We start from the raw sequence: 14796 nt of genomic DNA, 5'->3' as shown, positions 1-14796 counted from the left end.
GCGGCCTCGCGTGCGTCGCTCACGGTGCTGCTCCGTTCGCTTCTCCGCCCGCGAGGCGAAGGTTCCGGTTTGTCGTCGTCCGCGGCCCGGCGGCCTCGCGTGCGTCGCTCACGGTGCGACTCCGATCGTGGAAAGCCCCAGCTCCTCCGGGAGGCCGAGGGCGATGTTCATGCTCTGCACCGCGCCGCCCGCGGTGCCCTTGGTGAGGTTGTCGATGGCGCTGATGGCGATGATCCGGTCGGCCGTCTCGTCGTGGGCGACCTGCAGCAGCGCGGAGTTGGATCCGTGGACGGCCGCGGTGGACGGCCACTGGCCCTCGGGCAGCAGACGCACGAACGGCTCGTCGCGCAGCGCCTTCTCGTACGCCGCGCGCAGCGTCTGCGCGGTCACGCCCGGGGTGGCCTTGGCGCTGCAGGTGGCCAGGATGCCGCGCGGCATCGGGGCGAGGGTCGGGGTGAACGAGACGGTCACCGGGTGGCCCGCCACGGCGGAGAGGTTCTGCGCCATCTCCGGGGTGTGCCGGTGCACGCCGCCGACGCCGTACGGGCTCATCGAGCCCATCACCTCGCTGCCCAGCAGGTGCGGCTTGGGCGCCTTGCCCGCGCCGGACGTCCCGGAGGCGGCCACCACCACGGCCTCGGGCTCGGCCAGCCCGGCGGCGTACGCGGGGTACAGCGCGAGCGACACGGCGGTGGGGTAGCACCCCGGCACGGCGATCCGCCGGGCGCCGCGCAACGCCTCGCGTCCGCCGGGCAGTTCGGGCAGCCCGTACGGCCAGGTACCGGCGTGCGCGGAGCCGTAGAACTTCTCCCAGTCGGCGGCGGACCTCAGCCGGAAGTCCGCGCCGCAGTCCACGATCAGCGTCCCGTCCCCGAGCCGCTCCGCCACGGCGGCGGACTGCCCGTGCGGCAGCGCGAGGAAGACCACGTCATGCCCGGCGAGCACCTCGGGCGTGGTGTCTTCGAGCACCCGCTCGGCGAGCGGCACCAGATGCGGCTGCACGGCCCCGAGCCGCTGCCCGGCGTTGGAGTTCCCGGTGACGGCCCCGATCCGCACCTCGGGATGCCCCAAGAGCAGCCGCAGCACCTCACCCCCCGCGTACCCACTGGCCCCCGCCACCGCCACCCGCAACGCCATGGAAACCCTCCTCAACCAATGGCATGACTATACGGTGCAGCGAACTTTTATGCAATAACGGCTCCAGGGGCGCCTGCGCCGAGGTGTGGTTCGGCCACCGGGGCCGCTGCCCTGGCGTGGTCGCTGGTCAGCGGATTTCGGTGGCGGCAGTGGTGGCACTGTTGCCAGAGTGCTCCCGTGCTGGGTGAATCCGATGTGCTCGAAGTCCTGGAGCTGCTGGCGAGGGCGGGAGCGATGGCCTGGGTGGATGGCGGTTGGGGTGTGGACGCCCTGGTCGGCGAGACGACCCGACCGCATTCGGATCTTGACCTGGTCGTCCTGCTGGACGAGCTCGACGTCGTTCGCACCTGCCTGGCCGAGGCCGGGTTCACGCGGGTCCTGCGGGACTGGCTGCCGACCGCGCTGGCCGTGGCCGACGGCGCGGGCCGGGAGATCGACCTGCATCCCGTCACCGGGACGGCCCGTGCTGGCGGGTACCAGCTCCTTGCCGACGGTGAGCGGTTCCACTTTCCGGCGCCGACCATCGGGGCCATCGGCGGACGGACGGTCCGGTGCGTCGACGCCGCGACGCAGGTGCGGTGCCACCTCGGTTATGAACCCTCGGAAAAGGACCGGCGGGACATGGCACGCCTGGCAGCCGCGACGGGAGTCGAACTGCCCGAGGAGTACAGCCGGTAGAAACCCGGCCGCCCCGGCTGGTGGTGCCAGTCGGGGCGGAACGGGGGCATTCGGCGGTGGGTTGGCCGCCGGGGTGGATCAACGCAGGCTGGCCAGCGCCTCGTTGAAGGTGGCCGACGGGCGCATGACCGCGGAGGCCTTGGCGGCGTCCGGCTGGTAGTAGCCGCCGATGTCGGCGGGCGAACCCTGCACCGCGTTCAGCTCGGCGACGATGGCCTGCTCCTGCTCGGTGAGCGTCGCCGCGAGCGGGGCGAACGCCTTCGCCAGCTCGGCGTCGTCGGTCTGCTTGGCCAGCTCCTGGGCCCAGTACATGGCCAGGTAGAAGTGGCTGCCGCGGTTGTCGATGCCGCCGAGGCGGCGGCTGGGCGACTTGTTCTCGTTGAGGAAGGTGCCGGTGGCCCGGTCGAGGGTGTCCGCGAGCACCTGGGCCCGGGCGTTGCCGGTGGTCTTCGCGTACTGCTCCAGGGACGGGACCAGGGCGAAGAACTCGCCGAGGGAGTCCCAGCGCAGGTAGTTCTCCTTAACCAGCTGCTGCACGTGCTTCGGCGCGGAGCCGCCCGCGCCCGTCTCGAACAGGCCGCCGCCCGCCATCAGCGGGACGATCGAGAGCATCTTGGCGCTGGTGCCCAGCTCCAGGATCGGGAACAGGTCGGTCAGGTAGTCGCGCAGCACGTTGCCGGTGACCGAGATGGTGTTCTCACCGCGGCGGATACGCTCCAGGGAGAACTTCGTCGCCTCGACCGGCGACATGATCTCGATCCGCAGGCCCTCGGTGTCGTGCTGGGCCAGGTAGGTCCTGACCTTCTCGATCAGCACCGCGTCGTGCGCCCGGTTCTCGTCCAGCCAGAACACGGCCGGGTCGCCGGTGGCGCGGGCGCGGGTGACGGCGAGCTTGACCCAGTCCTGGATCGGCAGGTCCTTGGTCTGGCACATGCGGAAGATGTCGCCGGCGCTGACCACCTGCTGGAGCACCACGTCACCGTTGCCGTCGACCACCCGCACGGTGCCGGTGGTGGGGATCTCGAAGGTCTTGTCGTGGCTGCCGTACTCCTCCGCCTTCTGCGCCATCAGGCCGACGTTCGGCACCGAGCCCATCGTCGAGGGGTCGAAGGCGCCGTTGGCCCGGCAGTCGTCGATGACGACCTGGTAGACACCGGCGTAGCTGCTGTCCGGGAGCACCGCGAGGGTGTCCGCCTCCTGGCCGTCCGGGCCCCACATGTGGCCGGAGGTGCGGATCATGGCGGGCATGGAGGCGTCGACGATGACGTCGCTCGGGACGTGCAGGTTGGTGATGCCGCGGTCGGAGTCGACCATCGCCAGGGCCGGGCCCTCGGTCAGCTCGGCGTCGAAGGACGCCTTGATCTCGGCGCCCTCGGGCAGCGACTCCAGTCCCTTGAAGATGCCGCCGAGACCGTCGTTCGGGCTGAGCCCGGCCGCGGCGAGCGCCTCGCCGTACTTGGCGAACGTCTTCGGGAAGAAGGCGCGCACCACGTGGCCGAATACGATCGGGTCGGAGACCTTCATCATGGTGGCCTTCAGGTGCACGGAGAACAGCACGCCCTCCGCCTTGGCCCGGGCGACCTGCTCGCTGAGGAACTCGCGCAGCGCGGCGACGCGCATGACGGACGCGTCGACCACCTCACCGGCGAGCACCGGCACCGACTCGCGCAGCACGGTGGTGGTGCCGTCGTCCCCGGCCAGCTCGATGCGCAGCGCGCCGTCCTCGGCGATGACCGCGGACTTCTCGGTGGAGCGGAAGTCGTCGACGCCCATGGTGGCGACGTTCGTCTTCGACTCGGGCGTCCAGGCGCCCATGCGGTGCGGGTGGGCCTTGGCGTAGTTCTTCACCGACGCCGGGGCCCGGCGATCGGAGTTGCCCTCGCGCAGCACGGGGTTGACGGCGCTGCCCTTGACCTTGTCGTAGCGGGCGCGGATCTCGCGCTCCTCGTCGGTCTTCGGGTCGTCCGGGTAGTCCGGCAGCGCGTAGCCCTTCTGCTGGAGTTCGGCGATGGCCGCCTTCAGCTGCGGGATCGAGGCCGAGATGTTCGGCAGCTTGATGATGTTGGCCTCGGGGGTCTTGGCCAGCTCGCCGAGTTCGGCGAGGGCGTCGGGGATCCGCTGTCCCTCCTCAAGACGCTCGGGGAAGCTGGCGATGATCCGCCCCGCCAGAGAGATGTCACGGGTCTCGACATTGACCCCGGCCGTCGAGGCGTACGCCTGGACCACAGGCAAGAACGAATACGTCGCCAGGGCCGGGGCCTCGTCGGTGTGGGTGTAGATGATGGTCGAATCAGTCACCGGGTGCTCCGCTCCACGTCTGCACACATTGCTTGACATCAAGATATCCCGTGATCGACTCAGCCAGGAAAGGGCCCCCGCGCATTCCCGCCGCCGCGGCGAGCGCCCGGCGCCCCCTAGACCGCGAGCACGACGGCGGACCCCAGACCGCCGAGCACCAGCGCGAACGCGCCCGCCCGCCAGCCGCCCCGGCCCCAGCGGAACGGTCGGTCAAGGGCGATGCGGCCGGGACCGATGGCGGCGATGGCGAGGGCGACGGCCGCGATGCACACGTTGTACTCCAGCCCGCCGTGCGTCTCCCAGACACCGTGGGCGGCCGTGACGCTGACCATGGCGTTGATCATCACGCCGATCAGCGCGGCGGCGGCCAACGGCGTGAACAGTCCCAGGGCCAGGCCAAGGCCGCCGAGGAACTCCGAGGCGCCGCCGATGGCGGCGTACAGGGTGCCGGGCCGGTACCCCAGGACCGCGAACCCCCTGCCGGTGGCGGCCAGACCGTGGCCGCCGAACATCCCGAAGAGCTTCTGGGCGCCGTGCCCGGCCAGCAGCAGGCCGACGCTGGCGCGGATCAGCAGCAGACCGCAGTCCGCGGCGGACACCGCCCCGTTGCCGCGGGCAGCCGACCCCTCCCCTTCGGGAACACTCAGTCGCTGTGCGTTGCGCTTCATGGAGGGCCTCTTCTGTACCTCTACCCTCACCGGACCGCCGTCACCATGGAGTACGACACGAACCCGGCGCCGTGTTCAATCCGCCCTCTTGCCGCACCCCGGACGCACCCGCACGCGCGTTCCGGATGGTGAGACACGACCACCAACAGGCGGCCAGTCAGGCCGAGTTGAGCGATCTTTGGGGCACGATGGGGGCCGAGTGCCGCGGCTCCCCGCGCGGACCAGGACGATGGAAGGCCTTCAGCGTGACATCCCGGATACAGCGCCGCACCATGCTCGGACTCCTCGCGGCAGGCGCCGCCGCACCGGCCCTGGGCGGCTGCGCGAAGGGCAGACACGGGACGGACCCCGCCGTCAGCACGGCGCCCGAGGCGAGGACCGGTGACGGCGGACCGGACCGGCTCATGATCATCCGGCACGCGGAGAAGCCCACCGGCTCCGGAGCCCCGTACGGGGTGACCGAGACCGGCGAGCGGGACGACAAGTCGCTGACCATCCAGGGCTGGTCCCGGGCGGGCGCGCTGATCGGGCTGTTCGCGCCACGGGACGGCGACGGCCACCCCGCGCCGGTACGTCCCGGCCTGGCCCGTCCGGCCCGGATCTTCGCCGCCGACCCCTCCGGCGGCGCCAGCAAGCGCCCGAAGGAGACGGTGACCCCGCTCGCCGCCGCCCTGGGCACCTCGCTCGACCTGCGGTTCGCCAAGGGCCAGGAGGCCGCGCTGGCGGCCGCGCTGCGTACCGCCTCCGGGCCGACGCTGGTGTCCTGGGAGCACCAGAACATCGCGGCGATCATCGCCCACCTGGGACCGGTCACTCCGAAGCCGCCGACGACCTGGCCGGGCTCCCGGTTCGACGTCGTCTACGTCTTCGACCGGCACGGCGAGGGCTGGAAGTTCAGCCAGGTGCCGCAGCTGCTGCTCGCGGGCGACTCCCCGCACCCCATCGGCTGAGCGGGTGCGTGCGGGCCGTACCCGAATAGACTTGGCACCATCCGCGCTAGGGAGTTCTTCACCGGCCGGGAGGTCAGCTATGCACGCGGACAAAGGCGACAAGATCCTGGTGCACGGCAGGACCGTGGGCCATGGCGATCGGATGGCCGAGATCATCGAGGTGCTGGGCGAGAAGGGCGATCCTCCCTACCGGGTGCGGTTCGAGGACGACGGACACGAGTGCCTGATGTCGCCCGGTCCCGACTCGGTGATCCGGCCCATCAAGGCCCCGCCCAGCTGAGGCCGAGGCCAGCCGCCTCAACGGGGTGGCCTGGCCCGCGTCGGATAGTGGTCGGCGACCACCCGGGCCATCGCGCCGGAGGGGTCGGCGACCACGTCCTTCGCGGAGAAGTAGACGTTCCCCAGCACCTGCGGCCACGACCGGTCGAAGGTGAGGTGACGGCTCAGCTCGCCGGGGTCCTGCCAGGCGGCGGGCTGGCCGGGTGCGCCCTGGCGGTAGAGCGCCTCACCGATGTAGAGGTGAACGCCGGTGCCGTCCACGACCTCGGACCACCAGGGGACCAGCTTGGCGTAGTCGGCGGCGGCCAGGCCGATGTTCCAGTACAGCTGCGGGCAGACGTAGTCCAGCCAGCCCTCGCGCACCCAGCCGCGCGAGTCGGCGTACAGGTCGTCATAGCTCTGGATCCCCGCCGAGGTCCGCGAACCACGCGGATCCGCCGAATCGTTGCGCCACACCCCGAACGGGCTGATGCCGAACCGCGCGCCCGGCCGCACCCGCCTGATCCGCGCGGCGGTCTCCCGCACCAGCAGGTCGGTGTTGTGCCGCCGCCAGGACGCGCGGTCCGGGAAGCCGCTGCCGTACGCCTGGTACGCGTCGGTGTCGTCGAACTCCTCGCCCGCGACCGGATACGGATAGAAGTAGTCGTCGAAGTGCAGGCCGTCCACCGGGTAGCGGCGCACCGCGTCCAGCATCGCCTCCCGTACGAAGTGCCGTACCCGGGGCAGGCCCGGGTCGTAGTAGAGCTGACCGCCGTACTCGACCACCCAGTCGGGGTGCCGTCGCGCGGGATGCCCCGGCGCCAGCTCGCCGGGGTCGGGCTGCGCCGAGACCCGGTACGGGTTGCACCAGGCGTGCAGCTCAAGGCTCCGGCGGTGGGCCGCGCGCACCGCGTAGTCGAGTGGGTCCCAGCCGGGGTTGCGGCCCTGGGTGCCGGTGAGGTACCGCGACCACGGCTCGTAGCGGGACGGCCAGAAGGCGTCGGCGGCCGGGCGCACCTGGAGCAGTACCGCGTTAAGCCGTCGGTCGACCGCGCTGTCGAGTAGCGCCAGCAGTTCGGCCTGCTGCTCCGGTACGCCGAGACCAGGCGCCGAGGGCCAGTCCAGGTTGGCCACCGTGGCGACCCACATCCCGCGGAACTGCTCCGGCAGCCGCTCCCGTGCCTCAGCGTTCCCGCAGGTCAGCGCACCGGCCAGGGCGCCCACGGCCGCGGCGGTGAAGTCCCTCCGGCTGAGCGGTCCCATCGCACCCCCTGACGCATCGTCAGTTTCGGATGTTCCGATGATGTGCGTGGAGCGGACTCGCGGGCAACCCTGTCCGGGGCACGGCGCGTCGCCGCTACGATCGACGGCGTGTTCCATCCCGTGCCCGATGTGCTCGCCTATCTCGGAGGCCGGTGGCGGGTTCGGCGTACCGTCCGCGACCTCGGCACCGGGCAGACCGGCGAGTTCGACGGGAGCTGCGAGTTCCGCGGCCAGGGCCTGGGCGGGGCGCTGCTGCACACCGAGGAGGGCCACTTCACCTGGGCGGGCGTGACCCGACCCGCGTACCGCGGCCACCGGTTCGAGCCGGTCGGCGACGGTACGAGCGAGGTGAGGTTCACCGACGGCCGCCCGTTCCACCACCTGGACCTGCGCACCGGGCGCTGGACGGCGCACCATCCCTGCGCCGCCGACGCCTACCGCGGGGAGTTCACGGTGCACGGTCAGGACCGCTGGCAGGTGGTGTGGCGGGTGACCGGACCCCACAAGGACCTGCTGATGATCACCGTCCACGACCGGCTCTGAAGCGGCCCCCGCACCCGGTGTAAGGTCCCGAAGTGGCATGGTCGACGGGGACCGGCCGCCCGCGTCCCGCGATCCGGGAGGCGACATGCGAACACGAGAGGCTGCACGGTGGGCGACATCCAGTTGGTCGGGGTAGTGGGCTGCGGTCAGATGGGCGCGGGGATCGCCGAGGTCTGCGCCCGGGCGGGGCTGGACGTACGGGTCGCCGAGACCAACGGCGAGGCGCTGGAGCTGGGCCGCACCCGACTGACCAACTCCCTCGGCCGGGCGGCCGAACGCGGCAAGATCACCGAGGCGGAGCGGGACGCCACACTGGACCGGCTCACCTTCACCACCGACCTCGGCGAGTTCGCCGACCGCGATCTGGTGATCGAGGCCGTGGTGGAGAACGAGCAGGTGAAGACCGAGATCTTCCAGGTGCTCGACCAGGTGGTGACCCGGCCGGACGCCATCCTCGCCTCCAACACCTCCTCCATTCCCCTGGTGAAGCTGGCCGTCGCCACCTCGCGCCCCGACCAGGTGGTGGGCATCCACTTCTTCAACCCGGCCCCGGTGCAGAAGCTGGTCGAGCTGGTTCCGGCGCTGACCACCGGCTCGCAGACGCTGCTGCGGGCGGAGAAGCTGGTCACCGACGTCCTGGGCAAGCACGCCATCCGCGCCCAGGACCGCTCCGGGTTCGTGGTGAACGCCCTGCTGGTGCCATACCTGCTCTCCGCGATCCGGATGTTCGAGTCCGGCATCGCCACCCGCGAGGACATCGACAACGGCATGGAGCTGGGCTGCGCCCACCCGATGGGACCGCTCAAGCTCTCCGACCTGATCGGTCTGGACACCATCGCGGCGATCGCCGACTCGATGTACTCGGAGTACAAGGAGCCGCTGTACGCCGCGCCGCCGCTGCTCCTGCGGATGGTTGACGCGGGGCGGCTCGGCCGCAAGAGCGGGCACGGGTTCTACGACTACCGGTAACCGGGGCCTGCCCGGCGGGAGTTGGCACTGAAGCGGCTGAGGGCCGGTCCGGCGACATGCCGGACCGGCCCTCAGCCGTTATGCGGTCACGCGCCGCGCAGCACCGCTCCGGTGCGCTCGGCGGCCACGGCCACCGCGGCGTCCCGGGCGGCGGACGCCTCCTCGGCGGTCAGCGTGCGGTCGGGGGCGCGGAAGCGCAGCGCGTACGCCAGCGACTTCCTGCCCTCGCCGATCTGCTCACCGGAGAAGATGTCGAACAGCCGCAGGTCCTCCAGGAGTTCACCGGCGCCCGCGCGCAGCGCGGCCTCCACATCGGCGGCCGGGACGGAGGCGTCCACGACCAGCGCGACATCCTGGGTGGCGACGGGGAACGTGGAGACCCGAGGCGCCCGCAGCGGGCCGCCAGCGGCCCGCTCCACGAGCTCCAGGTCGATCTCCATCGCGCAGGTGCGCTCCGGCAGGTTCATCGCCTTGACCACCCGCGGGTGCAGCTCACCGGCGTGGCCGACCAGCTCCTCCCCCGCGTACAGCGCGGCGCACCGGCCCGGGTGCCAGGGCGCCAACTGGGCCTGGCGGACGGTGAGTTCGACCCCGGCCTCGCGGGCCACGGTACGGGCCGCTTCCACCGCGTCCGCCCAGTTCGCCGGGTAGCCCTTGCCCCACCAGCCCTGCGGCTCGCGGGCGCCGGACAGCACCACGGCGGCGTGCGCGGGCTGGTGCGGCAGCGCGGCGTCCAGCGCGGCCAGTTCCTCGTCGGTGGGGCGCCGGTCCACCGTCAGCTTCGGCGGCGCGGGCTCCTCGCCGGTGGGCAGGAAGACCAGGCCGGTCTCGAACAGCGCCAGGTCCTGTGCACCGCGCCCGTGGTTGCGGCGCAGCGCGCCGAGCAGACCGGGCAGCAGCGTGGTGCGCATCGCCGGTTCCTCGTCGGACAGCGGGTTGACCAGCGTCACCGCCCGGCGCCGCGGGTCGTCCGGCTCCAGGCCCAGCTGGTCCAGCACCGCCTCACCGACGAACGGGTAGCTGAGCACCTCGACATATCCGGCACCCGCCAGCGCACGGCCGATCCGGCGGCGCAGCAGTTGCGACTCGGTCAGCCCACGGCCGGACGGCAGCTTCGGCAGCGTGGACGGCAGGTTCTCGTAGCCCTCCAGCCGGATGACCTCTTCCGCCAGGTCGTTGGGGTCGGTCAGGTCCGGCCGCCAGCTGGGGACGGTGACGACCAGTTCGTCGGCGCCGTACACATCGCAGCCGACCTGCTGCAGCCGCCGTACCACGGTCTCCCGGCCGTACTCGGTACCGGCCACCCGGTCGGGGTGGTCGGCCGGGATGGAGATGGTGCGCGGTGCGGACGGGGAGATCACCTCGGTGACCCCGGCCTCCGCGGTGCCGCCCGCCAGTAGGACCAGCAGGTCGACGGTGCGCTGGGCGGCGGCCGAGGCGGCCTGCGGGTCGACGCCGCGCTCGAAGCGCTTGGACGCCTCGGACGACAGCTTGTGCCGACGGGAGGTACGGGCCACCGCGACCGGGTCGAAGTGCGCGGCCTCGATGACGATCTCGGTGGTTCCGCGCACCTCGCCGGTCTGCTCGTCGCGCACCGGGTCGGCGATCTCGGTGTTGGCGCCACCCATCACACCGGCCAGCCCGATCGGGCCGGAGTTGTCGGTGATGACCAGGTCCTCGGGGTCGAGGACGCGCTGGGTGCCGTCCAGCGTGGTGAGCTTCTCGCCCGGCTGGGCCCGGCGCACCCCGATCGGGCCGTCGAGGCGGCCGCGGTCGTAGGCGTGCAGCGGCTGACCCAGCTCCAGCATCACGTAGTTGGTGATGTCCACCGCCAGCGAGACCGGACGCATGCCCGCCTTCTGCAGCCGCCGCTGCAGCCAGATCGGCGACGCCGCCTCGGGGTTGACGTTCACCACGGTGCGCGCGGTGAAGCGGTCGCAGCCGATGGGGTCGGCGACCTTCACCAGGTAGCCGTACGAGTTGGGCGCGGGCACGTCCAGCAGCGCCGGGTCGCGCAGCGGCAGCCCGTAGGCGGTGGCCGTCTCCCGGGCGATGCCGCGCATCGACATGCAGTAGCCGCGGTCCGGGGTGACCGCGATGTCCAGCACCTCGTCGACCAGTTGCAGCAGTTCGATGGCGTCGGTGCCGACCTCGTGCTCCGGCGGCAGCACGATGATGCCGTCATGGTCGTCGCCCATGTCCAGCTCGCGGGCCGAGCAGATCATGCCCTCGGAGACCTTGCCGTAGGTCTTGCGGGACGAGATCTGGAAGTCGCCTGGCAGCACGGCGCCGGGCAGCGCGACGACGACCTTGTCGCCGACGCGGAAGTTGCGCGCGCCGCAGATCACGTTCTGCGGCTCGCCGGTGCCGTTGGCCGTGCCGACGTCCAACTGGCAGTAGCGGATGGGCTTCTTGAACTCGGTCAGCTCCTCGATGGCCAGTACCTTGCCGACCACCAGGGGGCCCTTCAGGCCCGTGCCGAGCTGCTCGACCTTCTCCACCTCGAGTCCGGCCGAGACCAGCCGCGCCTGCACATCACGGCCGGTCTCGCCAGCCGGAAGGTCGACGTACTCCCGCAGCCAGGAAAGCGGGGCCCGCATCAGATCTCCATCCCGAACGGAAGGGTGAACCGCACGTCACCCTCGACGATGTCTCGCATGTCCTCGATGTTGTGGCGGAACATCAGCATCCGCTCGATACCGAAGCCGAAGGCGAAACCGCTGTACTTGTTGGGGTCCACACCGCAGGCGGTGAGCACCCGCGGGTTGACCATGCCGCAGCCGCCGAGCTCGATCCAGCCCTCGGAGGAGCAGGTGCGGCAGGGGCGGTCGGGGTTGCCCACCGAGTCGCCACGGCACACGTAGCAGACCATGTCCATCTCGGCGGACGGCTCGGTGAACGGGAAGTAGTTCGGGCGCAGTCGGGTGCTCATGCCCTCGCCGAACAGCGCCTGCACCATGTGGTCCAGGGTGCCCTTGAGGTCCGCCATGGTCAGGCCCTCGTCCACGGCGAGCAGCTCGACCTGGGTGAACACCGGGGTGTGGGTGGCGTCCAGTTCGTCGGAGCGGTAGACCCGGCCCGGGCAGATCACGTACACCGGCGGCTCGCGATCGAGCAGCGAGCGGACCTGCACCGGGGAGGTGTGGGTGCGCAGTACGACGTCGCCGGAGGCCGAACCGGTGCCGACCCGCCTGCCGTTGGGCTGACCGGCGTTGACGAAGAAGGTGTCCTGCATCGTGCGGGCCGGGTGGTCCGCGGCGATGTTGAGGGCGTCGAAGTTGAACCACTCGGCCTCGACCTCCGGACCCTCGGCAACCTCGTAGCCCATGGCCACGAAGATGTCGGCGATCCGGTCGGCGAAGGTGGTCATCGGGTGCCGGGCACCGGCCGGGCGTCGGTCGTACGGCAGCGTGACGTCCACCGCCTCCTCGACCAGCACGCGGGCGTCGCGCTCGGCCTCCAACTGCTCCTTGCGGGCGGCCAGTGCCTTGTTGACCGCGCCGCGCGCCTGACCGACGCGCTTTCCGGCCTCCGCCTTGGCGTGCGGCGGCAGCGCGCCGATCTCCCGGTTGGCGAGCGCGAGCGGTGAACGGTCACCGGTGTGGGCGACCTTCGCCTCGTGCAGCGCGTCCAGATCGCTCGCGGCGGCGAAGGCGGCGAGCGCCTCGTCGCGCATCCGCTCGATCTCTTCCGGTTTCAGTGCCTCGACCTCGACAGGGTCGTACGACTTATTGGGTGCCGACATCTCTTCCCGTGTTTCCGGTTGGCTGGCGCGCGGTCTGTGTTCGACCTGGATGGCCTGTTTCCGACCTCTGTGGCCAAAGGCCGAGTCTACTGGGCACGGCGTCCCGCCCGTCGCCCACCACCCTCGGCGGGGACGCTGCGCGCCACTGCGTTCACCGCACGCGTCCGAGGGCTGGAGAACAAGCCCGTCGAGCGACTCAGCCCATGAAGGCCGGTGCCCCGACGGGCAGGATAAATCGGAACTGGGCGCCGCCGCCGGGTGCCCGGGACACCGTGATCGTGCCGCCGTGCGCCTCGATGATGCCCTTGACGATGTACAGGCCGAGGCCCGTGCCACCGCGCCGGTTGCCCCGCCAGAAGCGGGTGAAGACGCGGCCCATCGACTCCTCCGGAATGCCGGGCCCCTCGTCGGTCACGGTGACGGCCGTTCCGGCACCGTCCCGCTCACGCGGGCACGACGCGGGCGCCACGTCGATGATGACAGTCCCCTCGCCGTGCCGCACCGCGTTTTCCAGCAGGTTGCTCAGCACCTGCTGGAGCTTGTCGGGGTCCGCCCACAGCGCGGGCAGCGGGCCGGTGACCCGCACCTCGAACCGTTCGGCCGGGACGCCCGCCGCGATGTGCGCGGCCACTCGGTGGCGCACCGCGGCCTCGATGTCGACCAGTTGACGGCGCACCTCCAGCCGTCCGGTGTCGATCCGCGAGATGTCCAGGAGTTCGGCGATCAGCCGGGTGACCCGGTTGGCGTCGGCGTCGACGGTCTCCAGCATCAGCTTCTTCTGGTCGTCGGAGAACCGCTCCCACTTGGCGAGCAGGGTGGCGGTGAAGCCCTTGACCGAGGTCAGCGGAGAGCGCAGTTCATGGGCGACGGTGGCGATCAGCTCGGCGTGGCTGCGCTCGGTGCGCCGCCTGCTTCCGGTGCCGCGCAGGGCGACGACCAGGCGGCGCACCGGTCCGGCGGGGTGCTCGCGCACATAGCGGGCGGAGACCAGCACCTCACGTCCGCCGGGCAGCAGCAGGTTGCGCTCCGGCTGCCCGACCCGGATGGCCAGGCCGCGGTAGGGATCGGTCACGGTCCACCAGCGGCGGCCTTCCAGATCCTCAAGGGGGAGCGCGCGCTCGATGGGCAGGCCGATGACGTCCGCCGGACGCAGCGCGGTCAGCCGGGCGGCGGCGGCGTTGAAGCAGACCACCCGCCCGGTCTCGTCGGCGACCACCAGTCCGTCCGGGAGGTCGTCGGGGTGCAGGCCGAGGTCCGCCAGCTCGGCGCCGAACAGCGCGGCGCTCGTGGTGCCACTGGCGGCGGTTCCGGCGTCCATCCCCCTGCTTCCCTTCGCTGCCCTTTACGGGTCCGGCCGGCCAGCCTACTAGCCGGAGGTCACCGAGCGGCACCCTCCGGGTGCGCGCTGCGCACGCGCCGAGGCGTACAGGCACACCGCGGCGGCGGTCGCGAGGTTGAGGCTCTCGGCCCGGCCGTGGATGGGCACCCGGACCACCTCGTCGGCCAGCGCCCGGGTCTCCTGCGGCAGGCCCCAGGCCTCGTTGCCGAAGATCCACGCGGTGGGGCCGCCCATGGTGCCCTCGTCCAGTTCGCGGTCCAGGTCCCGCTCCCCCGCGCCGTCGGCGGCCAGCAGCCGTACGCCCGCCTCGCGCAGCCCGTCGACCGCGGTGCGCACCGGGACGCCGACCGCGACCGGCAGATGGAACAGGCTGCCCACCGAGGCGCGCACCGCCTTGGGGTTGTACAGGTCGACCGAGGCGTCGGTGAGCACCACGGCGTCGGCACCGGCGGCGTCCGCGCAGCGCAGCACCGTTCCGGCGTTGCCGGGGTCGCGGACGTGCGCGAGGACGGCGACCAGCTTGGGGCGGGCGCGCAGGATCTCCTCGAACGGCGAGTCGAGGAACCGGCAGATGCCCACGATGCCCTGCGGGGTCACGGTGTCGCAGACCTCGGCCACCACCTCGTCGGTGGCGGTGAACACGGTGACGCCCGCGGCGCGGGCCGCCTCGACGATGTCGGCGTGCCGCCGCAGCGCCTCCACCGTGACGTACACCTCGATCAGATGCCCGATCGCCTCGCGGACCGCCTGCGGTCCCTCCGCGATGAACCGGCGCTCCTTGCCGCGGAAGCTGCGCTTGGCCAACCGCCGCGCGGCGCTGACGCGCGGGGATCGCAGGGAGGTCAGCTCGGGGGTGGGGGTCACGATGCGGGCTTTCCGTCGACTGTTGTGGGCAACTCTTGGTTGTGGGCAGCCGTTCCGCCGGAACCAGGGCAGCTCCGCGGTGGG

At 71.7% G+C, this 14796-nt stretch carries 13 protein-coding genes; 5 read left to right on the top strand and 8 right to left on the bottom strand.

Going from position 1 to position 14796, the window contains the following annotated elements; translation table 11 throughout:
• Positions 1-108 precede the first annotated feature (108 nt).
• Complete coding sequence (gene argC / locus NON19_RS15980) at positions 109-1137, bottom strand: N-acetyl-gamma-glutamyl-phosphate reductase (protein ID WP_255928620.1); 1029 nt, start codon at positions 1135-1137, stop codon at positions 109-111.
• A gap of 177 nt (positions 1138-1314) precedes the next feature.
• Between argC and NON19_RS15975 the strand changes: the two genes are divergently transcribed.
• On the top strand, positions 1315-1815 hold the full coding sequence (locus NON19_RS15975; protein ID WP_255928618.1) for a nucleotidyltransferase domain-containing protein: 501 nt from the start codon (positions 1315-1317) through the stop codon (positions 1813-1815).
• Positions 1816-1893: 78 nt separating this feature from the next.
• Here NON19_RS15975 and NON19_RS15970 read toward each other — a convergent pair whose 3' ends face one another.
• Together NON19_RS15970 and NON19_RS15965 are read right to left on the bottom strand one after the other, a co-directional pair.
• The gene (locus tag NON19_RS15970) at positions 1894-4113 is read right to left on the bottom strand and encodes an NADP-dependent isocitrate dehydrogenase (RefSeq protein ID WP_255928616.1); all 2220 of its coding nucleotides are present in this window, start codon (positions 4111-4113) and stop codon (positions 1894-1896) included.
• 116 nt (positions 4114-4229) lie between these two features.
• The gene (locus tag NON19_RS15965; protein ID WP_255928614.1) at positions 4230-4781 is read right to left on the bottom strand and encodes a DoxX family protein; all 552 of its coding nucleotides are present in this window, start codon (positions 4779-4781) and stop codon (positions 4230-4232) included.
• A 245-nt stretch (positions 4782-5026) separates the two neighbouring features.
• On the opposite strand from NON19_RS15965, the gene NON19_RS15960 reads away from it, so the two are divergent.
• Together NON19_RS15960 and NON19_RS15955 are read left to right on the top strand one after the other, a co-directional pair.
• Entirely contained in the window at positions 5027-5731 is a 705-nt protein-coding gene (locus NON19_RS15960) for a hypothetical protein (RefSeq protein ID WP_255928612.1), read from the top strand.
• A gap of 79 nt (positions 5732-5810) precedes the next feature.
• Complete coding sequence (locus NON19_RS15955) at positions 5811-6011, top strand: DUF1918 domain-containing protein (RefSeq protein ID WP_255928610.1); 201 nt, start codon at positions 5811-5813, stop codon at positions 6009-6011.
• A 17-nt stretch (positions 6012-6028) separates the two neighbouring features.
• Here NON19_RS15955 and NON19_RS15950 read toward each other — a convergent pair whose 3' ends face one another.
• Positions 6029-7252: a glycoside hydrolase family 10-like protein gene (locus NON19_RS15950; protein WP_255928608.1), complete on the bottom strand. Its 1224-nt coding sequence runs from the start codon at positions 7250-7252 to the stop codon at positions 6029-6031.
• A gap of 99 nt (positions 7253-7351) precedes the next feature.
• Between NON19_RS15950 and NON19_RS15945 the strand changes: the two genes are divergently transcribed.
• The gene (locus tag NON19_RS15945; RefSeq protein ID WP_372514155.1) at positions 7352-7795 is read left to right on the top strand and encodes a DUF6314 family protein; all 444 of its coding nucleotides are present in this window, start codon (positions 7352-7354) and stop codon (positions 7793-7795) included.
• Positions 7796-7903: 108 nt separating this feature from the next.
• On the top strand, positions 7904-8764 hold the full coding sequence (locus NON19_RS15940; RefSeq protein ID WP_255928604.1) for a 3-hydroxybutyryl-CoA dehydrogenase: 861 nt from the start codon (positions 7904-7906) through the stop codon (positions 8762-8764).
• 86 nt (positions 8765-8850) lie between these two features.
• On the opposite strand, the gene pheT is transcribed toward NON19_RS15940, so the two are convergent.
• From pheT to NON19_RS15920, 4 genes are all read right to left on the bottom strand, one after another.
• Entirely contained in the window at positions 8851-11364 is a 2514-nt protein-coding gene (gene pheT, locus NON19_RS15935; protein WP_255928602.1) for a phenylalanine--tRNA ligase subunit beta, read from the bottom strand.
• Complete coding sequence (gene pheS, locus NON19_RS15930) at positions 11364-12509, bottom strand: phenylalanine--tRNA ligase subunit alpha (RefSeq protein ID WP_255928600.1); 1146 nt, start codon at positions 12507-12509, stop codon at positions 11364-11366. Before pheS ends, pheT begins: the two co-directional genes overlap by 1 nt.
• Positions 12510-12705: 196 nt before the next feature.
• Positions 12706-13827, bottom strand: a complete 1122-nt coding sequence (locus NON19_RS15925; protein WP_255928598.1) for a sensor histidine kinase — start codon at positions 13825-13827, stop codon at positions 12706-12708.
• Positions 13828-13875: 48 nt separating this feature from the next.
• The gene (locus NON19_RS15920) at positions 13876-14715 is read right to left on the bottom strand and encodes a TrmH family RNA methyltransferase (protein ID WP_255928712.1); all 840 of its coding nucleotides are present in this window, start codon (positions 14713-14715) and stop codon (positions 13876-13878) included.
• Between the last annotated feature and the right edge of the window lie 81 nt (positions 14716-14796).

Origin of the sequence: Streptantibioticus rubrisoli (assembly GCF_024436055.1) — a bacterium.
Classification (GTDB): Bacteria; Actinomycetota; Actinomycetes; order Streptomycetales; family Streptomycetaceae; genus Streptantibioticus_A; species Streptantibioticus_A rubrisoli.
This window is presented reverse-complemented; position numbering and strand designations above follow the sequence as displayed.